Origin of the sequence: Magnetospirillum molischianum DSM 120 (assembly GCF_000294655.1) — a bacterium.
Taxonomy (GTDB): domain Bacteria; phylum Pseudomonadota; class Alphaproteobacteria; order Rhodospirillales; family Magnetospirillaceae; genus Phaeospirillum; species Phaeospirillum molischianum.
In genome coordinates this window covers 14,966-35,635 of sequence record NZ_CAHP01000026.1, presented here as the reverse complement: position 1 = coordinate 35,635, position 20,670 = coordinate 14,966, and the positions used below count along the sequence as shown (strand labels likewise).

16 protein-coding genes are annotated in these 20,670 nt (G+C 63.9%); 6 read left to right on the top strand and 10 right to left on the bottom strand.

Features of this window, described 5'->3' with window-relative positions:
• The first annotated feature begins 2 nt into the window (after window positions 1-2).
• The 6 genes from PHAMO_RS11820 to mutL all read left to right on the top strand — a co-directional run bounded on the left by PHAMO_RS11820 (window position 3) and on the right by mutL (window position 6,941).
• A complete protein-coding gene (locus tag PHAMO_RS11820; RefSeq protein WP_002729641.1) occupies window positions 3-1,268 on the top strand; it encodes a glutamate-5-semialdehyde dehydrogenase in 1,266 nt (421 codons plus the stop codon).
• A gap of 71 nt (window positions 1,269-1,339) precedes the next feature.
• Entirely contained in the window at window positions 1,340-2,092 is a 753-nt protein-coding gene (locus PHAMO_RS11815) for a polysaccharide deacetylase family protein (RefSeq protein ID WP_235720834.1), read from the top strand.
• A 15-nt stretch (window positions 2,093-2,107) separates the two neighbouring features.
• Window positions 2,108-3,250 (top strand): glycosyltransferase family 4 protein, encoded by a 1,143-nt coding sequence (locus PHAMO_RS11810; RefSeq protein ID WP_002729639.1) that lies wholly within the window; start codon window positions 2,108-2,110, stop codon window positions 3,248-3,250.
• A complete protein-coding gene (locus tag PHAMO_RS11805; RefSeq protein WP_002729638.1) occupies window positions 3,247-4,011 on the top strand; it encodes a glycosyltransferase family 2 protein in 765 nt (254 codons plus the stop codon). Before PHAMO_RS11810 ends, PHAMO_RS11805 begins: the two co-directional genes overlap by 4 nt.
• A 3-nt stretch (window positions 4,012-4,014) precedes the next feature.
• Entirely contained in the window at window positions 4,015-5,055 is a 1,041-nt protein-coding gene (locus tag PHAMO_RS11800) for a glycosyltransferase (protein ID WP_002729637.1), read from the top strand.
• Between the two features lie 44 nt (window positions 5,056-5,099).
• Complete coding sequence (gene mutL / locus PHAMO_RS11795; protein WP_002729636.1) at window positions 5,100-6,941, top strand: DNA mismatch repair endonuclease MutL; 1,842 nt, start codon at window positions 5,100-5,102, stop codon at window positions 6,939-6,941.
• A 65-nt stretch (window positions 6,942-7,006) separates the two neighbouring features.
• Here the strand turns inward: mutL and PHAMO_RS11790 are convergent, their stop codons facing one another.
• The 10 genes from PHAMO_RS11790 to PHAMO_RS11745 all read right to left on the bottom strand — a co-directional run bounded on the left by PHAMO_RS11790 (window position 7,007) and on the right by PHAMO_RS11745 (window position 20,563).
• The gene (locus tag PHAMO_RS11790) at window positions 7,007-8,320 is read right to left on the bottom strand and encodes a M16 family metallopeptidase (protein WP_002729635.1); all 1,314 of its coding nucleotides are present in this window, start codon (window positions 8,318-8,320) and stop codon (window positions 7,007-7,009) included.
• Window positions 8,320-9,711 (bottom strand): M16 family metallopeptidase, encoded by a 1,392-nt coding sequence (locus PHAMO_RS11785; RefSeq protein WP_002729634.1) that lies wholly within the window; start codon window positions 9,709-9,711, stop codon window positions 8,320-8,322. The genes PHAMO_RS11790 and PHAMO_RS11785 overlap by 1 nt, the downstream gene beginning before the upstream one ends.
• A gap of 127 nt (window positions 9,712-9,838) precedes the next feature.
• Window positions 9,839-10,420, bottom strand: a complete 582-nt coding sequence (locus PHAMO_RS11780) for a DUF3035 domain-containing protein (RefSeq protein ID WP_002729633.1) — start codon at window positions 10,418-10,420, stop codon at window positions 9,839-9,841.
• Window positions 10,421-10,424: 4 nt separating this feature from the next.
• A complete protein-coding gene (lspA, locus tag PHAMO_RS11775) occupies window positions 10,425-10,937 on the bottom strand; it encodes a signal peptidase II (RefSeq protein ID WP_002729632.1) in 513 nt (170 codons plus the stop codon).
• On the bottom strand, window positions 10,937-13,804 hold the full coding sequence (ileS, locus tag PHAMO_RS11770) for an isoleucine--tRNA ligase (RefSeq protein ID WP_002729631.1): 2,868 nt from the start codon (window positions 13,802-13,804) through the stop codon (window positions 10,937-10,939). The genes lspA and ileS overlap by 1 nt, the downstream gene beginning before the upstream one ends.
• An 18-nt stretch (window positions 13,805-13,822) precedes the next feature.
• Window positions 13,823-14,803 (bottom strand): bifunctional riboflavin kinase/FAD synthetase, encoded by a 981-nt coding sequence (locus PHAMO_RS11765; RefSeq protein WP_002729630.1) that lies wholly within the window; start codon window positions 14,801-14,803, stop codon window positions 13,823-13,825.
• A 125-nt stretch (window positions 14,804-14,928) separates the two neighbouring features.
• Window positions 14,929-16,290: an ABC transporter ATP-binding protein gene (locus PHAMO_RS11760; protein WP_002729629.1), complete on the bottom strand. Its 1,362-nt coding sequence runs from the start codon at window positions 16,288-16,290 to the stop codon at window positions 14,929-14,931.
• A 36-nt stretch (window positions 16,291-16,326) separates the two neighbouring features.
• On the bottom strand, window positions 16,327-18,066 hold the full coding sequence (locus tag PHAMO_RS11755) for an ABC transporter permease (RefSeq protein WP_040567005.1): 1,740 nt from the start codon (window positions 18,064-18,066) through the stop codon (window positions 16,327-16,329).
• A 205-nt stretch (window positions 18,067-18,271) separates the two neighbouring features.
• Window positions 18,272-18,790, bottom strand: coding sequence for a dihydrofolate reductase family protein (locus PHAMO_RS11750; protein ID WP_002729627.1), 519 nt, complete (start codon window positions 18,788-18,790; stop codon window positions 18,272-18,274).
• A gap of 12 nt (window positions 18,791-18,802) precedes the next feature.
• Window positions 18,803-20,563, bottom strand: coding sequence for an HD family phosphohydrolase (locus PHAMO_RS11745; protein ID WP_002729626.1), 1,761 nt, complete (start codon window positions 20,561-20,563; stop codon window positions 18,803-18,805).
• Between the last annotated feature and the right edge of the window lie 107 nt (window positions 20,564-20,670).

The window sequence follows — 20,670 nt, the reverse complement described above, 5'->3', positions numbered from 1 at the left end:
AGATGTCCGACGAAATCCAAGCCACGCTGAACGAAATGGGACGTCGCGCCCGCGCCGCCGGGCGCACTTTGGCTCAGACACCGACCGACCGGCGCAACCGGGCGCTCAGTCTGGCCGCCGCCGCGATCCGCACCGATGCCGCCGCGATCGCCGAAGCCAACCGCGAGGACGTCACCGCCGCCACCGCCAAGGGCCTGTCGGCAGCGATGATCGATCGTCTGACCCTGACCCCGGCGCGAATTGAATCGATGGCGTCGGGGCTGGAAGTGATCGCAACGCTGTCCGATCCGCTGGGCCGTGTTCTGGCCGACTGGACCCGCCCCAACGGCTTGAATATCAGCCGGGTCGCGGTGCCGCTGGGCGTGATCGGGATCATCTATGAAAGCCGCCCCAACGTCACCGCCGACGCCGCCGGGTTGTGCCTGAAATCGGGCAATGCCTGCATCCTGCGAGGTGGCTCGGAAAGCTTTCGCTCCGCCCGCGCGATCATGGCGGCGCTGACCAAGGGATTTGCAAGCGCCGGTCTGTCCCCCGACGCGGTGCAGATGGTGCCGACCACCGACCGCGCCGCCGTAGGGGCCATGTTGCGGCTGTCCGACTATATCGATGTGATCGTGCCGCGCGGCGGCAAGTCTCTGGTGGCCCGCGTCGTCGAGGAAAGCCGGATTCCACTGTTCCATCACCTCGAAGGGCTGTGTCACACCTATGTCGATGCCGCCGCCGATCTGGAGATGGCGCGTAAGGTGGTGCTGAACGCCAAGATGCGGCGGACCGGCATCTGTGGCGCGACCGAAACCTTGCTGATCGACCGCGCGGTCGCCCCGACTCATCTGGCCCCGCTGGTGCTGGATTTGCTGGCGGCGGGATGCGAGGTGCGTGGCGATGCGGCCGCGCAGGCGGTCGATCCCCGTGTCGCCCCGGCGGACGAGAACGATTGGCGGACTGAATATCTTGACGCGATCATCTCGGTGAAAGTCGTCGATGGCGTCGATGGTGCCATCGACCACATCAACACCCACGGCTCGCACCATACCGAGGCAATCATCACCGAGAACACGGCAACGGCCGAGACTTTCCTCAATTGCTGCGATTCGGCCATCGTGCTGTGGAATGCCTCGACCCAGTTCGCCGATGGCGGCGAGTTCGGCATGGGGGCCGAGATCGGGATCTCGACCGGCAAGATGCATGCGCGCGGTCCGGTCGGCGTCGAGCAATTGTGCACCTTCAAATATGTCGTGCGCGGAAGCGGTCAGACCCGTCCGGGCTGACCGCTTCCGCTTGCCCGGCATTTCATCGTCGGTTGCCGCACCCCGCCGGGCATGGCAGGATGCCGCCGCCTGTGGTTCTCGTGGGGGAAAACGTGCGGATTTCCTGGTCCTTGGGACAGTGGCGGCCGGTTCTGCGCCAGTTGTCCGATCCGTCAACGGTCGCGATCACCGTTGACGATTCCCCGATGCCCGACACCATGCCCGCAATGCTCGACCTGCTCGACCGCTTCGGGGCACGGGCCACCTTCTTCATGAGCGGCTGTCGCGCTGTGCTGGCCCCCGAACTGATCGCCGAGACGGTGGCACGCGGGCACGCGATCTATGCCCATGGCTGGGACCATGTTCGGCTCGACCGCGAAAGTCCCGAGCGGCTGATCGCCGACATGGACAGGTGCGAAGCGCTGCTGGCCCAGTTCCGCCCGACGCCCGATCCGTATCTGGTCCGGCTGCCCTATAACGGCGGCTGGCGCAATCCTCGCGTTCACCGCACCCTGGCGCACTGGCGGCCCGGCTGCGCGGTGGTGCATTGGGGGCCATCGACCGAGGATCACATGATCCCGACCCGCTGCCACTCTTCCGCCGACGTCGAAACCGAATGCCGCCGCGAGACCGACCGCCTGCTGGCCGACCCGCGCCTGCCCGGCGGCATCCTGCTGATGCACGACCAGCCGATCAACGAACGACCCGGCGCCGAGTTTAAACCGCAGGTCACCGTGACCCTGATGCGGTTGCTGCTGGAAGGGGTGACAGAGCGAGGATTAAAAGCGGTGACCCTGCCGCCGCCGCCACCGCAGGCACCCTGGCGCCGCTTTATCCTGTCCTGACACGGAGTCTTGTCCTTGCACATCCTGCATACCATTCCCGGACGCAATTGGGGCGGCATGGAGCATCGCACCGTTGAACAGGTGCGCTGGCTGAAGGCGAACGGCCATGCGGTTTGGCTGGCGACCCCTGCCGATGGCCAGACCTGGGCGCGAGCCGAAGCCGAGGGATTGCCGCTGCTCGATTTCGATTTCGACCGGCCATGGCGGCCCTCATCGGTACGGGAATTCCGCCGGATGGTGATCGGACGTGGAATCGAGCTGATCGACACCCATGTCACCCGTGACGCCAAGGTCGCCGCGACCTGTCTCGACCTCTGCGCCGTGGTGCGGTCACGCCATGTCAACCAGCCGCTCAAGCCGTCGCCGATCCGCCGGATGCAGTGGCGACTGGGGGCCGATCACATCATCACCGTCGCCGATTGTACCCGTGCCGATCTGGTCGCCGATGGGCTGGCGGACCCTCGCCGCGCCACCGCGATCGGCGGTTGGGCCGACGATTCGTTCTTTTCCCCTGCCGCGCCGCTGGAGCGCACGACAATGCGCGCCGGGCTGGGACTAGCCGCCGACGCCTTTGTCTGGCTGTGCGTCGGCATGATCCGCCCCGACAAGGGGCAGGACCATCTACTGGAAGCGCTGGCCCGGCTGGAGGCCAACGGACGGACCCCGACGCTGGTGATCGTCGGTTCGGCCACCGCCGAATCCGCCGCCTATGATCAGGCATTGCACGACCGCGCCCGCTCGTTCGGTGGCCGGGTCGTCTTCACCGGCTACCGCAACGATGTCGCCGTGCTGATGCGAACCGCCGACGCCGTGGTGATTCCGTCGCTGACCGAAGCGCAGCCGCGCGTGGCGGTGCAGGCTTTTGCCGTCGGCCGTCCGGTGGTCGCCAGCGAAGTCGGCGGCGTTCCCGAAATCGTGTCGGACGGAGAAACCGGCTGGCTGGTGCCCGCCGCGGACCCGGCGGCACTGGCGCAGGCGATGGAGGCGGTCATGACCGACCGCCCCCGCGCCGAGTCGATTGCATCGCGAGCGCGCTGTCTGGCCGAGACGACGATGCGGTTCGACCACCGGATGGAACAAACCCTGGCGACCTATCGCGCGGCTTTGGCTCACGCGCACCAACGTCCTTTTCCGCGCTGGCGGGGAAACGGACGATGAGCGCCGCGCCGCGTCTGTCGGCCCTGGTGGTGATCCATGACGAGGAATCGCGGCTGACTGCCTGCCTGGAGAAGCTGGGCTTCGTCGATGAACTGGTGGTGGTGCTCGACCGCTGCACCGACCGCTCGGGCGAGATCGCGCGCGGTTTCGGGGCAAAGCTGGTCGAAGGCGGCTGGGAACGCGAAGGCGGCCGCCGTAACGCGGGCATCGCCGCCTGCACTGGCGATTGGGTGTTGGAAGTCGATGCCGACGAGCATGTTTCCCCCGCCTTGGCCGCCGAGATCCGCGAGGTGATCGCCGCATCTCGCTTCGACTGGCACGAAATTCCGGTCGATAATTTCATCGGCGACCGTCTGGTTCGACGCGGTTGGGGGGCCAGCTATGGCAAGGCCGCCTATCCCGGCCTGTTCCGCCGCACCGCGAAAACCTGGGGCGACGACCGGGTGCATCCCTCCCTGACGTGGCGAGGGACCAAGGGGCCGATGCTGAAAAACCGGCTGCTCCATTACGTTGACCGCAATATCTCGGACATGATCCGGCGGCTGGACGCCTATTCCACCGCACGCGCCCGTGACCTGCGCGAACGCGGCGAGACCTGGGGATCGACCGCCAGCAATCTGCGGCGGATGGTCAGCCGTTTCTTCAAATGCTACATCCGGCGCGGCGGCTGGCGCGAGGGTGGCCATGGCTTCATCATCGCCACCTGTGCCGCGCTCTATCCGATGCTGTCGCATCTCAAGGCCAAGCTCGAAAAGGACTGACCCATGGCCCGCATCGTCATGACCGATGACGGCATCGTCTTCGACGGTGCCAGCCTGGAGGAAAGGCCGATGGGCGGGGCCGAAACCTCGTTCATCGAAATGGCCAACGCCCTGGCCGCACGCGGCCACGAAGTCGTCGTTTGCAACAAATGCCCGACCGAGCGCACGCATCGCGGCGTGCGGTGGCGTCCAATCGACCAGGGCGTGCCTGAGTCGGCCGATCTCTACATCGCCAATCGCGGCGACAAGCTGATCCGGCTGTGCCCCAAGGCGCGCCGCTCGATCTTTTGGATTCACAACCCGGCCGGATATCTGCTGAAGGCGCGCTATCAGTGGAAACTGGCGCTCCGCCGCCCGGTGATCGTCTTTTCGGGAGCCAGCCAGGCCGGAACCTATCCCGGCTGGGCCTTTGCCGGTGGGCGTGAGATCGTGCCCTATGGCGTCACCGATCTGTTCCGCCACGCCACCGCCCGCGAGCAGGTGCCGCCGCCACGAGCAATCTTTACCTCGAACCCGCTGCGGTCGCTCGACTGGCTGCTGGAGCTGTGGGCGTCACGCATCCGCCCGGCGGTGCCGGGAGCGGAACTGCACATCTTCGCCGGAGCCGCCACCTATGGCGCGGCCGGAGCCGCCAAGGCCGATCGGATGAGCGTCGTGCTCGACCGTGCCGCGGCTTTGGCTGACCGGGGGGTAGTGCTGCGCGGTCCGGTACCCAAGGCGCAATTGGTAGAAGAATTGAGCGCCGCCCGCGCCCTGCTCTATCGTGGCGATATCGGCGAGACATTTTGTTCGGCGGTGGCCGAGGCCCAGGCGATGGGGCTGCCGGTCGTCCTGGAAGACATCGCCTGCATGTCCGAGCGGGTGATCGCCAACGAAACCGGATTTTGCGTCAAGGGCGAGACCGCCTTCGCCACGGCGGCGATCCAGGTTCTGGCCGACGACGATCTATGGTGGCGTCAACACCGCGCCGCCCTGGCCCAGCAACGCGGCTGGGGCTGGGACGATGCGGCAACGACGTTCGAGCGGATCGGCGGCCTGGGATAAGGGTTTACTGGCATCCACGACACGGGCCGCGTTACAGTGTCGCGATGCCGATACGTCTTCTCCCCCCCACGCTGGTCAACCGCATCGCCGCTGGCGAAGTGGTCGAACGCCCCGCTTCGGCGGTCAAGGAACTGGTCGAAAACGCCCTGGATGCCGGGGCCAAACGGATTGATGTCGTCCTCGCCGAAGGGGGCCAGTCGCTGATCTCGGTCAGCGACGATGGTGCTGGCATGGCTCCGGACGAACTGGCGCTGGCGGTCGAACGCCATGCCACCTCGAAACTGCCCGACGACGATCTGGTCCGCATTCGCTTTCTGGGCTTTCGCGGCGAGGCACTTCCTTCGATCGGCTCGGTGGCACGACTGACCCTGACCAGCCGCAAGCGCGGGGCGGATTCAGGCTGGAGCCTGACGGTCGAAGGCGGCGAGAAGGGCGAGCCGCAACCGGCGGCACATCCTCCCGGCACCCGAGTTGAAGTCCGCGACCTGTTCTTCGCCACCCCGGCCCGACTGAAATTCCTAAAAGCACCGCGCACCGAAACCAGCCATGCGATCGAGGTAATCGAACGGCTGGCGATGGCCCATCCCGACATTTCCTTTTCACTGAGCGATGGCGGGCGGCGGTCGCTCGACCTCCCGGCGCGGGGAGGCGAGACGGCACGATTGGCGCGGCTGGCCCAGGTAGTCGGACGCGAGTTCGAGGCCAACGCCCTGGCGCTGGACGCCGAGCGCGAAGGCGTCCGCCTGACCGGCTGGGCTGGACTGCCGACCTACAACCGCGCCACCGCCGCCCAACAATACCTGTTCGTCAACGGACGCCCAGTCCGCGACCGGCTGGTAATCGGTGCGGTGCGCGGCGCTTATCAGGACGTTCTGGCCCGCGACCGTCACCCGGTGGTGGCGCTGTTCCTCGACCTCGACCCCGATCAGGTTGACGTCAACGTCCACCCCGCCAAGGCCGAGGTTCGCTTTCGTGATGCCGGGCTGGTGCGCGGACTGATCGTCGGCGCAATCCGTCACGCCCTGACCGCCGCCGGACACCGGGCGACTTCGACCCTGACCAACGATGCCTTAGGGGCGCTGGGCCGCCCCCCCTCACCCACCGCGGCACCATATCGGCCGGTCTCGTCCTGGTCGCCGCCGCCGCGTCCGCCGTCAGCGGCCCTGTCGGCGGGACAAGCCGCTCAGGCTCCACTAGGTGGAGCCTTTCCCGGTCTGGCCGAGTCGATTCCCGGCCTGTTTCTTCCCCCCGCCGCCCCGTCGGGAGACGCCGGAATAGCGGATTCCGCTCATGCCGCCACCGACTATCCGTTGGGAGCGGCACGGGCGCAGCTGCACGACACCTATATCGTCGCCGAAACCCAGACCGGGTTGGTCATCGTCGATCAGCACGCCGCACACGAGCGGCTGGTGTTCGAACGGATGAAGCAGGCCTTGGCCGAAGGTGGTGTCGCCCGCCAGGGTTTGCTGTTGCCCGAAGTGGTCGAACTGGGCGAACCGGCGGTGGCGCGGCTGGTCGAACGGATCGAGGAATTGGCCGCGCTGGGGCTGGTGATCGAGGGGTTCGGAGCCGGAGCGGTCGTGGTGCGCGAGGTGCCCGCCCTGTTGGGCGAAATGAGCGATGTCGCCGGGCTGGTGCGGGATCTCGCCGATGAACTGGCGGAATGGGGAGCGACGACGGCCCTGTCAGATCGCCTGCTTGACGTTTGCGCCACCCTGGCCTGCCATGGCTCGGTGCGAGCGGGACGGCGGCTCAGTCTACCTGAAATGAACGCACTGTTGCGCCGGATGGAGACAACCCCCCTGTCCGGCCAGTGCAATCATGGCCGCCCTACTCACGTCATCCTCGGCCTCAACGACATCGAAAAGCTGTTCGGGCGGAGATAAATCTGACCCGCACGCACAAGACTTATACTGGCCAACCCTCGATTTGAGGCGTTGGCCAGTTGGTGTTACTTCGTGACGCGGCCAACCGAAACCAGGGTCAGGGCAGCGGGATCGAGCAGACGAGCGGCAACGCGGCGGATATCGTCGGCGCTCACCGCCGCGATCAGCGCCGGGCGGCGGTCGAGAAAGTCCGGCCCCAACCGATCGTTCTGAAGCTGGACCAGAACCTGAGCGATCGCGACGGTCGAATCGAGCTGAAGCGGAAACGAGCCGTTGAGATAGGTCTTGGCATCGGCCAGTTCGGCCTCGCTCGGCCCCTCGTCACGCAGCTTGCGGAACTCCTCGCGGATCAGAGCAACCGACTCGTCGAACCGGCTGGTCTCGGTGGCGACACCGCCCAGGATCACCCCGGCATGGTCGAGTGGAACCAGCCCGGTCCACACCGAATAGGCCAGACCGCGCTTTTCGCGGACCTGCTCGGTCAGACGCGATGCGAAGCCGCCCCCCCCCAGAATGTGGTTCATCACCGTCGCGGCGTACCAATCGGGATCGTCGCGCTTGATCCCGGCAAGGCCGAAGGTCGCGACCGTTTGAGAAATATCACGCTCGATCATCCGCACCAGACCAGCCGCGCCGGGACGGATCTCCGGCACCGCCAGCGGCGGCGAGGTCGCCGGAAGACCGCCGAAAGTGGCATCGAGCAACCGCCCCAGTTCGGGCGGGTCGATATCGCCAACCACGCCGATCGTCAGCCGGTCGCGGGCCAGAAGACGGCGAACCTCACCACGCAGATCGGCGACCCGCACCGCCTTGATCGAGGCGATTTCGCCACGCGGCGAACGGGCATAGGGATGACCGGCGAACACCGCCTGGAACCACGCCTTGGATGCGGTAACCTCGGGACTCTCGGATTCGCGCATCAGCCCGGCGACGATCTGGCCACGAATCCGCTCGACCGCAGGCGCATCGAAACGCGGTTGGGTCAGAGCCAGCCGGAACAGGTCGAAGGCGGTGTCTCGATGCTCGGTCAGGGTCTTCAGATGGCCACGGAAGCTATCGCGGCCAGCATCGAACGACAGGCCGATCACCCGGTCTTCCAGCATCCGCTGGAACGCCTGCGACTCATATGGCCCGGCGCCCTCGTCGAGCAGGGCGGCGGTCATCATCGCCAGACCGGATTTATCGTCGGGATCGAGCGACGCGCCGCCGCGAAAGGACAGCTCCATCGCCAGAATCGGATTGGAATGGTCGCGTACCAGCCATGCCTCGATCCCGCCGGGGCTAACCACCCGTTCGACGGTGACGGCGGCGGCGGGAGCGGATAGCCCGGTCAGGACCACCCCCAGCATCAGAGCGAAAACGGCGATCAGACGCGACATCAGCGAATCCCCCGAGTGACGGGAAGAGCGGCAGGCAAGGCGGCGGGCACAGGCGCGGCCCCGGACATCGGCAACAGCATGCCAGTAACCGAAGCACGGGCATCGAGAACCTTGGCGGCAGCCTCGGCCACCTGGGCCGGAGTCACGGCGCCAACCCGGTCTGGCCAGGATTCGACGTCTTCAACCGCCATCCCCACCGCCAACGCTTCGCCCAGCACCTGGGCTCCGGTATGCAGCGAATCGCGGGCATAAACGACGCTGGCGCGCAGGCGGGTCTTGGCCCGTTCAACCTCTTCGGCCGGGATTTCGCCTCGTGCGATGCGGGCAATCTCGCGCTCGATCGCCGCTTCCAACTTGTCCAGGCCTATACCGGGGCGCGGCACCACGCCGATACGGAAACTGGTCAGACCGACGGCAACCGGGTCATAGGCCGCGTCGGCATGGGCCGCCAATCCCTGATCGACCACCAGGGAGCGGTACAGAATCGAGGTCGTGCCGCCCCCAATGATTTCCGCCAGAACCTCCAACGGCTGGGCCAGCCTCGACTCGCCCGTCCGCTGGCTGGGGGCAAGATAGAGACGGCTCCAACTCGGCTGGCTGACACGAGGGTCGGCGACGGTAACGCGTCGGGCCGCTTCCGGGGGCGGTTCCTCGGTACGAAGGCGGGGCGGGGTGTCGGCGCGAGCCAGACCACCGTAATATTTCTCAGCCAGGGGGCGGACGGTCTCGGCATCGACGTCTCCGGCCACCACCAGAACAGCATTGTTCGGAGCGTACCAGCGGCGATAGAACGCCAGTGCATCCTCGCGCGATAACCCGGCGATTTCGGATTCCCACCCGATCACCGGGCGGCGATAGGGGCTGTTGAGGAACAACGATGCTTCCATTTGCTCGGCCAGTCGTGCCGCCGGATTGTTGCCGACGCGCGAACGTCGCTCTTCCAGCACCACCGCCCGCTCGGTACGGAAATTATCCTCATCCAGCGTCAGATTGGCCATGCGGTCGGCTTCCATCCGCATCACCAGTTCCAGCCGGTCGGCGGCGACATTCTGGAAATAGCCGGTATAGTCGGAACTGGTGAAGGCGTTGTCGCGGCCGCCATTGCGCGACACGATTTTCGAGAAATCACCGGGGGGAACCGACGGCGTACCCTTGAACATCAGATGTTCGAGCATGTGGGCAAGCCCGCTTTTACCCTCGACCTCATCGGCGGCACCGACCTTGTACCACACCATGTGCGAGACGATCGGAATGCGGTGGTTGGGCACCACCACAACGACCATCCCATTCGACAGAGTAAAGGTTTGAGGATCGAACAGCCGCGCCTCGGCCGGACGCGAGACAACCAACAGCGCCGCCAGCAGCAGCGCCGACCGAGCAAGAATTTTCATTCCGCGTCTTCTCCATTCGAGAATTCCGGCATCGGCAGCCCGTGCGAACATCCAGAGGCATGAACCGGCGAAGGCAGTTGAGATCTAGGGGAGAACCCGCGCGATGCAAGCCCCCCCTCTCCTCTCGCTAGAAGATGCCTTCGAGGATCGCCTTCTTGCGCCGTTCGATATGGGGGGTCTGCCCCTCGGACATCGACTTGCCGAGCGCCTGATTTTCACGCAGACGCTGGCTTTCCTTGACCGGATCGACCACAACGCCGGGCTGCTCGGACTTGCGCCAGAACACCAGCTGATCGGTGAAGCTTTTTTCCGCCTCGGCCAGGGACTGAGACTCTTTGTTGACCAGGACGCGGATGTCGGACTGGATCGATTCAGCGCCAAAGCGCTTGACCAGGATCACATCGCCCTGGGTCCGACCCGCCGTGGAGACCGGCGTGCTGAGACGCTGCCCGGTCAGAACCCGGCGGGCCTGATCGCGGGTCGTGCCTTCCTGCGGCCGGGTCGCGCCCGGCTGGGGCGGACGCAGAGAGAAGTCAGGCGGCATACTGAGAGGCGCCCGCTGCACGACCTGGAATTCGTCAGGGGGAGCCTTCTCATATCCAAGCGACCGCTTCACGTCGGAGCAAGCGGACAAGGAGAGAACCGCCAGTATCACCACAAGGGGTGCCAGACGGTGCTGAATGCGCGCGGAGGCTTCGCTCTGTCTCATGACTCTATGTCTTAGTCGAATCGCGGCCGCCAAACAAGGAGTCGACAACCAAAATCACCGCACCAACGGTAATTGCCGAATCCGCCAAATTAAAGGCAGGCCAATGATGGCCCGCAATATGAGCGTCAATAAAGTCGGCCACCGCACCATAGCGCAAACGATCGATGATATTTCCAACCGCACCGCCGACGATCAGCGCGACCGCCAGCCGAACCACCGACGACCCGGCGCGATACAGCCAGCCGACCAAGGCAAGCACGATCACGCCCGACAGGGCCGACAGAATCAGCGGGTCGAGCGAGGCCGCGCCGTTACCGATCCCGAAACTGACTCCTCGGTTCCAGGTCATCACCAGATCGAGGAACGGCGTCAGCTCAATTCGGAGAAAGGTGTAAAAGGGAGTGCCCTCGACACCCTCGGGCCGCATCACTTTTTCGACAATCGCCCACTTGCTGGCCTGATCGAGCGCGATCACCAGAGCGGAAAGGCCGAGACCGGCACCAAATCCGAAGCGCATCACTCGCCCCCAGCCGTCGCGGCGACATCCATCGCATCGGCGCAGCGGTGGCAAACGCCGTCATGGGCGGCATCGCCGACCTCGGGCAAGACCTTCCAGCAGCGAGCGCACTTGACGCCCTCAGCGACACGGGGATGAACCGAAATGCCGGGAACATCGGACAGGGCGAACGCCCCCTCCACCGGCGATCCGACCGCCAATTCGACACCCGAGGTGATGAAGATCTCGGCGAGATCGAGACCGGCAAGCAGGTCGCGGACCTCTTCCGATACCGTCAGGATCGGATTGGCCTGTAAGGACGATCCGATCCGCTTGGCGGCGCGCTCGACCTCCAGTGCGCCGGTAACGACGCGACGGACGTCACGAATCTTCGCCCAGCGCACGGCCAGGGATTCGTCACGCCAATCGGCGGGCAGGGTCGGGAATTGCTCCAGATGAACCGATCCGGTCTCGGACGGATGACGGGCCAGCCACGCTTCCTCGGCGGTGAAGCACAGGAACGGGGCCAACCACTTGCACAGAGTGTCGAGCAGGATGTCGAACACCGTCCGCGCGGCACGGCGACGAAGCGAATCCGGCCGGTCGCAATACAGCGCATCCTTGCGGATATCGAAATAGAACGCCGACAGATCGATGGCGCAGAAGGTGTGCAGTTCGGCGAACCAGCCATGGAAGGTGAAGCCGTCGCACGCCGCGCGCAGGCTCTGGTCCAGTTCGCTCAGTCGATGCAGAACCGAGCGTTCCAGTTCCGGCAGTTCGGCCAGAGGCAAGCGCTCGGAGACCGCGAAACCGTCGAGCGCCCCCAGCAGATAACGCAGCGTGTTGCGCAAGCGACGATAGATATCGACCTGGGTTTTCAGAATCTCCGGCCCGATACGCAGATCGTCCGACGAATCCGACCCCGCCACCCACAGGCGCAGTATATCGGCTCCCTGGGCATCGACCACTTCTTGAGGGGCGACGACGTTGCCGAGCGATTTCGACATCTTGCGTCCGGCTTCGTCGAGAACGAAGCCGTGAGTCAGAACCGCCTCATAAGGCGCGCGGCCGCGCGTGCCGCACGATTCCAGCAGCGAGGAATGGAACCAGCCACGATGCTGGTCCGAGCCTTCCAGATAAAGCGAGGCGGGCGAAGACTGGCGCGGCCATTCGTCGCCTTCCAGCACGAAGGCGTGGGTGCAGCCGGAATCGAACCAGACGTCGAGGATGTCGAATACCTGCTCGTAGGCGTCGGCATCGCGTTCATTGCCCAGGAAGCGGGATGGCGGGCTGGTAAACCAGGCGTCCGACCCTTCAGCGGCAAAGGCTTCGACAATGCGGCGAACCACCTCGGGATCGCGCAACGGCTCCCCGCTCTTCTTCTCGACAAACACGGCAATCGGCACGCCCCAGGCGCGCTGACGCGAGACGCACCAATCGGGACGGTTCTCGATCATTGCCCCGATCCGATTCCGGCCCTGGGCCGGAATGAAGCGGGTTTCGGCAATCGCGGCCAGAGCCTTGGACCGCAAGCCGTTCGTCTCCATCGAGATGAACCATTGCGGCGTGTTGCGGAAGATCAGCGGCGCTTTCGACCGCCAGGAATGGGGGTAGGAATGCTCGATCTTACCGTGCGCCAGCAAGGTGCCGCACTCGGTCATCGCCGCGATCACCCCCTTGGCGACCGGACTGTAATACTTACCGTTCTTACCCTGGGCCAGCACGCTCTGACCGGCGAAAATCGCGACGTGGGGGTAATAGGTGCCGTCGGCCTGGACCGTATCGGGAATAACGATTCCGTTCGCCTTGCCCAGATGCCAATCGTCCTCGCCATGACCCGGCGCGATGTGGACAAAGCCGGTGCCGGTGTCGGTGGTCACGAACTCACCCGCCAGCAACGGCACAGCGAAATCATACCCGCCATTGGCCTCGGGATGATGCTTCAGCGGGTGATGGCAGACCGTCCCGGCCAGAGCCTCGCCCTTGATCCGGGCGACCACGCGGAAGGTGCAACCGGCATCCTTCGCCACCTGCTCGACCAGATCGGCCAGCACCACCAGCCGCTCGCCGACGGTGGCCAGCCCGGAGGCGGAGGCGGTCTCGACTTCGACCAGCGCGTAATCGAACCCGGCCCCGAAGGCGATGGCGCGGTTCCCCGGCATCGTCCAGGGCGTGGTGGTCCAGATCACCACCTTCGCCCCCTCAAGCTCGGGAACGGAAGCGGTCACCACCGGGAATTTGACCCAGATCGTGATGCTGGTGTGATCGTGATACTCGACCTCGGCTTCAGCCAGCGCCGTCTTTTCGACCACCGACCACAGCACCGGCTTGGCGCCCTTGTACAGCGAGCCGTCGAGCAGGAACTTGCCCAATTCCGCGACGATCACCGATTCGGCACGGTTGGTCATCGTGGTGTAGGGATGGTCCCAATCGCCGGTAACGCCCAGTCGCTTGAACTCTTCACGCTGGATATCGATCCAGCCACGGGCGAAGACACGGCATTCCTCGCGGAAATCGACGATATCGACCTCGTCCTTATCCAGACCGGCGGCGCGGTACTTCTCTTCGATCTTCCACTCGATCGGCAGGCCGTGGCAATCCCAGCCGGGAATATACTCGGCGTTCTTGCCCTGCATCTGCTGAGTGCGGACGATAATGTCCTTCAGGATCTTGTTCAGCGCGTGACCGATATGCAGGTGGCCGTTGGCATAGGGCGGGCCGTCATGAAGAATGAACGGGTCGCGTCCCTCACCCGCCTCGCGCAGCCGATCGAACAAGCCGATGGTCTTCCACCGCTCCAACAGCCGGGGCTCCAGCGCGGGCAGGCCGGCCTTCATCGGGAAATCGGTCCTGGGCAGGAAAACGGTGGTCTTGGGGTCGACGGTCATGGCTGCAATCCGGGGGAACTAGGGAGCGACAGGCACCATTGGGCCGGGTGTCGCGGGGAAATGAAGGCCGCCCAGACGGTTCCGGGCGGTTTCGGCGTCACGGGCGATCTGGTCCCGCAATTCGTCCACGCCCGAAAACTTGCGCTCGGGGCGGAGATGATCGATCAGCGCCACCCGCAGGTGACGGCCGTAGAGGTCNTCGCTGAGGCCGAACAAGTGGACCTCCAGCACTTCGTCGGTTTGGTCGAAGGTCGGACGACGGCCGAAATTGGCAACTCCGTCATGCCAGACCGTCGCCCCGCCCCGATCGATCCCGGCGCGCACAGCATAGACCCCGGTGGCCGGGTGCTGATACTCGCCGAGGCGAACATTGGCGGTGGGAAATCCAAGTTGGCGGCCGCGTGCGCTGCCATGCTCAACCCGGCCTTCCAGTTCCCAGTAATGACCGAGCAGACGGGCGGCCTCGGCCGGATGGGCGGCCGACAAGGCGGCGCGAACACGGGTCGAGGAACAGGGCTTCCCGCCAACCTCGGTCGGCGGCACCACCGTCACCCCAAACCCCAATTCGGCCCCTGCGCGTTCGAGCAGAGCGCAATCTCCGCCGCGATCCTTGCCGAAAACGTAATCATAGCCGACCACCACCTGGGTCACCCCCATGCAGCCGACCAGATTATCCTCGATGAAAGCGCGGGCGGTGACGGCGGCAAAGGCTGGGTCGAAGGTCTGCTGGAACAGCAGATCGATCCCCAGCGCTTCGATCAGCCGGGCCTTGACCCGGAACGGTGTCAGCCGAAACGGCGGCAGATCGGGCCGGAACACCCGGCGAGGATGTGGCTCGAAGGTCAAAACGCCCGAGGCGACGCCGCGCGAGCGCGCCAGGTCGCGGGCGGTGAGAATGACCGATTGATGGCCGAGATGGACGCCATCGAAATTACCGAGCGCCATCACACAACCGCGACGATCGGCACTAAACTCGCCGCAATGCCTGATTAGGCGCATGGGATCGGACCACCCGCAGCGTGGAAAGGGAAAGAGATCAAGGGGTATTCGATAACGGCGCAAAGCGCAACCCCGCGAAAGGGGCTGCTGCCATTCGAATCGCACGAAGGAAGCGGATCGCGACCTTATTCGGCCGCAGTGGGGCCGGGCGAAGACGCATCGGCTCCGGCCTCCTCCTCCTCTTCATCCTCGGGAAGCATCAGCACACCGGAATTATAATCGTAATCGAAAATCTCGGCATAACGGCCCCAGGTGATCGCGGTTTCCAACACCCGTTCCGCTTCGTCGTCGGTCAGGTAATCCTGCAATTCCTGCAAGAAGCGATCTTCGGGAGCGCGATGGTCGCGACGCTCGTCGAGAACCTTACGGATATGGGCGGCCAGCGGAATATTACGCAACAACGATTCGGCGAACAGATCCTTGCGCTTGGCATCGTCGGCATCGACAAAAGACTGGCCGAGTTGGGTCAGGAAAATGTCGCCCGAGACGATCCGCGCCAGCCCCATCACCCGGAGAGCCTCGAACAGATGGAACAGCGAATCGTCTTCCAGCTCGGTCTCCTCGGCCAATTGCGGCAAATCGGCGCGACCGTTGAACGGAGCCTCGGCAATGGTTTCCAACAGACCGGCCATCTTGCCCGGCAAGGTATCGGGCAGACGATACCCCAGCGTAAGCTGTTCCTGTGCTCCGGTCCCGCCACCGCGAACATGCGCGGTCATCAGCGAGTAGATCTCATCGACGATCTGGCGAAAGGCGGGGGATTCGGTATCGCGCGGTTGCGGCAGCCCGACCCGGACCTCGGCCCGGACCCGTCCAGGATCGCTGGAAAACACCAGAACGCGGTCAGCCATCGACACCGCTTCCTCGATATTGTGCGAAACCAACAGAATTCCCTTGGTCGGAATCTTGCGCTCGGCCCAAAGATCGAGCAAATCCTCGCGCAGGGTCTCGCTGGTCAGCACATCCAGCGCCGAGAACGGCTCGTCGAGCAATAGCACGTCAGGACGCATCACCAGGGCGCGGGCACAGCCGACGCGCTGGCGCATACCACCCGACAATTCCTTGGGAAAAGCGCTTTCGAAACCGCCCAGACCGATCATATCGATCGCCTCGGCAGCGCGCTCCTCACGCTCGGCCGGACCGATTCCGGCCGCTTCCAGTCCCAGTTCGACATTCTCCTGCACCGTCAGCCAGGGGAACAGGGCGAAAGACTGGAACACCATCGAAATCCCGCGCGCCGGCCCGGTCACCGCCTGACCGCGATACAGCACGTCGCCGCCATTGGCCCGGATCAGCCCGGCCATGATCCGCAATAAGGTCGATTTGCCCGACCCAGACTTGCCGAGCAAAGCGACGATCTCGCCTTCTTCCAGCCGGAAATCGACCCCCTCCAGCACAGTACGTTCATGACGCTCTGGAGTACGGAAGGTCTTACGCACCCCGCGCAATTCCAGCAGGGCATGGGTGGGGAGGGTCGGCTCGGCCATCTCAGGAACCCCTTTTCACGGGTATTTGGTTCGTTTTTAATCGAGGCGCAGCCGCTCGGCCGCCAGGGTATGGAGCGGGCGCCACAAGAAACGGTTAAAGCCCATAACGAACAGGCACATCACCGCAATCCCCAGCGCGATGCGGGGGAAATCGCCATCGATAGTGGCGCGGGCGATATATGAGCCCAACCCGGTCGCCTCAAGCTGAGTATCGCCCCAACTGACCATTTCGGAAACGATTGAGGCGTTCCACGATCCGCCACAGGCATTGAACGCGCCGGTAACGTAGGCCGGAAAGATCGCGGGAAGGATAAATCTGCGCCATTTCATCCAGCCGGTAAGGCCAAGATTGCTCGCGGCGTCCTTCATGTCCTGCGGGATCGCCGCCGCTCCGGCGATGACATTGAACAGGATGTACCATTGGGTGCCGAGAATCATCAGCGGGCTGGTCCAGACATCGACATTGAGGTCGAAATAGACGATCAGCATCACCGCGACCGGGAACATCAGATTGGCCGGAAAAGCCGCCAGGAACTGGGCGATCCACTGGACGTTCTGCGCGACGATAGGACGCTGCCCGACCCATACCCCGACCGGCACCCACACCAGCGAGGCCAGGGCGATCAACACGACGATCCGGGCGGTGGTGGCCAGCCCATAGAGCAGCACCTGCCCGACTTCGGCCAGATTGACCGAGCCGTGGACAAACAGAGCAACCTGGACCAAGGCGATTCCCGTGACGATCAATAGAAATCCGTCCCAGACCCATCCGGCCCATGTCGGCAGAACGACCTGCGGCAGAACGATCCGGCGAGGCGCAGCAGCAGCGGCCTTGCGGTGACGCATTCCGGCGAATCCGTCCCATAGCACTACCGGAATCCGCGCCAGCAGTCGGAATAGCCGCCCCCGCTGCATCAGGGTTAAAACCCAGGATTCCGGTCGTTGCTCACCCGGCCCGGCATCGGCACGAAACTTGTCGGTCCAAGCCACCAGCGGGCGGAACATCAACTGGTCGTAAATCACGATACCGACCAGAACGGCAACGATCGCCCAACATATCGCCGACAAATCGCGGTCAGCGATCGCCAACGCAATATAGCTTCCAACGCCGGGCAGCATGATGGTCTGGTTCGACACCGAGATCGCTTCGGAGGCGACGACAAAGAACCAGCCGCCCGAAACCGACACCATCATGTTCCACACCAGCCCAGGCATAGCCCAGGGCATTTCCAGCCGCCAGAACCGCTGCCACGGCGACAGGTGAAACACTCGCGATGCCTCAATCAGGTCATTCGGCACCGTCTTGAGCGAGGAATACAGGCTGAACGCCATGTTCCATGCTTGCGAGGTGAAAATCGCGAAGATCGCCGCGCATTCGATGCCCAAAAGATTGCCCGGAAACAGAGCAATAAACCCGGCGACTGTAATCGACAGGAAGCCCAGGATTGGAATCGATTGCAAGATGTCGAGAATCGGGATCAGCACCTTCTCCAGCGCCGGAACCTTCGAGGCGACGATACCGAAGATCAGAGTGAAGATCAGCGAACAGACCAGCGCCGCTCCCATCCTGAGCGCGCTGCGCAACAGGTAATAAGGCAGGTTCTCCGGGTCGAGCGACATCGGCAGCGGCGTACCGACATCGTAGGGGGTGCTCATCTGGGCACCACCATAGGCCAATAGGGCCAGAAGGGCGAACACAACCGGGATCAGCGCCAAATCCCACAGATTGGGCTTCAGATCGGGCGACACCGCGACCTTAGGAAGGCTCCATCTCATGCTGGGATACTCGGACTGGAGGGCTACCCAGTTGTCATAGCCTGCCACCCATCCCCTGTCCAGACGGGAAACGATGACGAAATCGTGACCCCAAAAGCCCACGCGACAACAGGCCGATCGGGGCAGCCCAATTCCCCGCATTTCCGAGGGTTAAGGGTACGATCCAATCGCAATGAGCGGATGCCCGATGGCTTAAATCCTCGCGCTATCCCGCCCGATAACTGAGGCGGACAACCCCGTCGGAATAGACCTTGCTGGTTAGCAGGGTCAGGTGGGTGCCGATCTCACTTGGCATGAACAGATTCCGCCCACCGCCCAACAGCACCGGGACAACGAACAGGTCGAGATAATCGATTGCGCCCAGATCGAAGAAGGCACGGATCGCTTTCCCCCCGCCCACCACCCAGATATCGCCGTCGGAGGCTTCGCGTAAATCGTCCGCCAGCATCGCCAGATCGCCCAGCCACGATTCAACCCCTTCCGGGGCGGTGTCCATCGTCCGCGACGTCACCACTAGGCAACGCCGTCCGCCATAGGGCCAGCTTCCCCCGGCGCGATGCGCCTCGTAGGTGGCCCGCCCCATCACCAGCGTGCCGATCCCCGTCAGGAACGCCTCGGCCTCATCGGAAATGCTACGATAGGGGCGCAGCCATTCGACCGAACCGTCGTGATCGGCGATGAGGCCGTCCACGCTGATGGCCAGATGGGCGCGGATTTTGACCATCTCTGGCCCGGATCAGCCAAGAAGCGCGGCAATATCTACCGCATCGACCTGCTCGGAGCGCAGGTATTCGTCCGCATAGCGTTTCCATACCCCCGAGGAGAGGAACAGCCGCCACAAATCGGGATCGATATGATGGTCCCTGGCCATCGACGACATGATCTTGAGTGAGTCCGACAGTGTTTTGGGTTTTTTATAAGGACGGTCGGCCGCAGTCAGCGCCTCGAAAATGTCGGCAATCGCCATCATCCGAGCTGGCAACGACATCTGGTCGCGGGTCAGGCCGCACGGATAGCCGGTGCCGTCCATCTTCTCGTGATGGCTAGCGGCCCATTCCGGCACTCGCGCCAGAGTGCGGGGAAACGGCAGCGCCTTCAGCATCAAGACGGTCTGGACGATGTGATCGTTGATCTTAAAGCGATCTTCGGCGGTCAAAGTGCCCCGACTGATGCACAGATTGTAGATCTCGCCCAGATCGTAAAGAGTCTCCAGCGGCCGGATCTTGAAGCCTTCGGCCTCGTAACGAGCGACATCGACCGGCGGCTCGTGCGGTATCCGGTGCCAGGGCTTGTCGGCCAGCAGGGATTCGACCACCGGCGGAGCGGATGGCTCGGCCGGACGGCGGCGCAGTTCATTGATCGACAGTCCCATCTGGTCGTCCAGGGTCCGGGTCCAGGTCTGAACGGCGATTTTCTTCAACCGCTCGATTTTTTCGGGCGCCATGAATTCCCCGCCGACATTGCACTCGGCAACGAAGGCAAAATCGTCATCGAGCCGGGCCAATGTTTCGTCGCGGCGGCGCGTCAGCGTCTCGGGATCTTCCGATCCGGCCAATAATCCTTCGAGACAAGCGATTACGGCGTCACGCTTGCACACCTCGAATCGCATCCGCACCTCGTGGATACGATTATAGATCGTCTCCAGCTTGGTCGCCTTATCGACGATGTATTCCGGGGTGATGACCTTGCCGCAATCGTGCAGACCGGCGGCAATTTCCAGTTCGTACCACTCGTCCTCGGTCAGCGAGAAATCGGCAAACGGCCCATCGGTTGCGTCGCAGGCGGCACGGGCCAGCATCAGTGTCACCGCTGGCACCCGATGGCAATGGCCGCCGGTATAGGGGCTTTTGGCGTCGATCGATCCGGCAATGACCGAGATGAAGCTTTTGAACAGAGTCTGCTGCGCCTCGATCAGACGCTGATTGTCGAGCGCCACCGCCGCCTGACTGGCCAACGCCTCGATCAGCGGCACAATGTCGTCGCCAAACGCAATCACCTGATTGTCACTGTCGCGGGCGTTGATCAGTTGCAGCACGCCGATTGGCTCGCCCTCATAATTTTTCAGCGGCACCGTCAGAAACGATTTCGAGCGATAGCCAGTCTGCACATCGAACGCTTTGGTGCCGGAGAAATCGAAACTATCGATGTTATACGCATCGGCGATGGTGATGGTTGTTCCGGTCAGGGCACAATGGCTCGACACGTTGCTATGGTTGGGGGTGCCGTCATCGTCCCGCAGACTAAGTGGAGGGAACGGAATTTGCTTTCCCGTGGTACCGCCCATCGCGATGTTGAGCGTATCATTCAGCATGATCTCGAACTGTAATGCGTCTTTTGCTTCAGTCACCAAATAAAGCGTGCCGCCATCAGCATGGCTCAACCCCTTGGCACCCTGAAGAATCTTCTCCATCAACCGATTGTGGTTGCGCTCCGCCGACAGGGCGATGCCCAGTTCGATCAGGACGCGGTAACGCTGCTCGTTTTGAACCAAAGCCATGACGGCGCTTCACCCTCGGACTGGATCAGCCCTTTCCATTTGTGAGCGTACAGGCAAATCTCCCCGTCGTGAAGCGGCGCAGACGCGAAGCCAGGGGCTTGACGACG

Coding starts and splice junctions, on each gene's coding strand:
- PHAMO_RS11820 (WP_002729641.1), top strand. CDS start 3: ATGTCCGACGAAATCCAAGCCACGCTGAACGAAATGGGACGTCGCGCC.
- PHAMO_RS11805 (WP_002729638.1), top strand. CDS start 3,247: ATGAGCGCCGCGCCGCGTCTGTCGGCCCTGGTGGTGATCCATGACGAG.
- PHAMO_RS11800 (WP_002729637.1), top strand. CDS start 4,015: ATGGCCCGCATCGTCATGACCGATGACGGCATCGTCTTCGACGGTGCC.
- mutL (WP_002729636.1), top strand. CDS start 5,100: ATGCCGATACGTCTTCTCCCCCCCACGCTGGTCAACCGCATCGCCGCT.
- PHAMO_RS11790 (WP_002729635.1), bottom strand. CDS start 8,320: ATGTCGCGTCTGATCGCCGTTTTCGCTCTGATGCTGGGGGTGGTCCTG.
- PHAMO_RS11785 (WP_002729634.1), bottom strand. CDS start 9,711: ATGAAAATTCTTGCTCGGTCGGCGCTGCTGCTGGCGGCGCTGTTGGTT.
- PHAMO_RS11780 (WP_002729633.1), bottom strand. CDS start 10,420: ATGAGACAGAGCGAAGCCTCCGCGCGCATTCAGCACCGTCTGGCACCC.
- lspA (WP_002729632.1), bottom strand. CDS start 10,937: ATGCGCTTCGGATTTGGTGCCGGTCTCGGCCTTTCCGCTCTGGTGATC.
- ileS (WP_002729631.1), bottom strand. CDS start 13,804: ATGACCGTCGACCCCAAGACCACCGTTTTCCTGCCCAGGACCGATTTC.
- PHAMO_RS11760 (WP_002729629.1), bottom strand. CDS start 16,290: ATGGCCGAGCCGACCCTCCCCACCCATGCCCTGCTGGAATTGCGCGGG.
- PHAMO_RS11755 (WP_040567005.1), bottom strand. CDS start 18,066: ATGAGATGGAGCCTTCCTAAGGTCGCGGTGTCGCCCGATCTGAAGCCC.
- PHAMO_RS11750 (WP_002729627.1), bottom strand. CDS start 18,790: ATGGTCAAAATCCGCGCCCATCTGGCCATCAGCGTGGACGGCCTCATC.
- PHAMO_RS11745 (WP_002729626.1), bottom strand. CDS start 20,563: ATGGCTTTGGTTCAAAACGAGCAGCGTTACCGCGTCCTGATCGAACTG.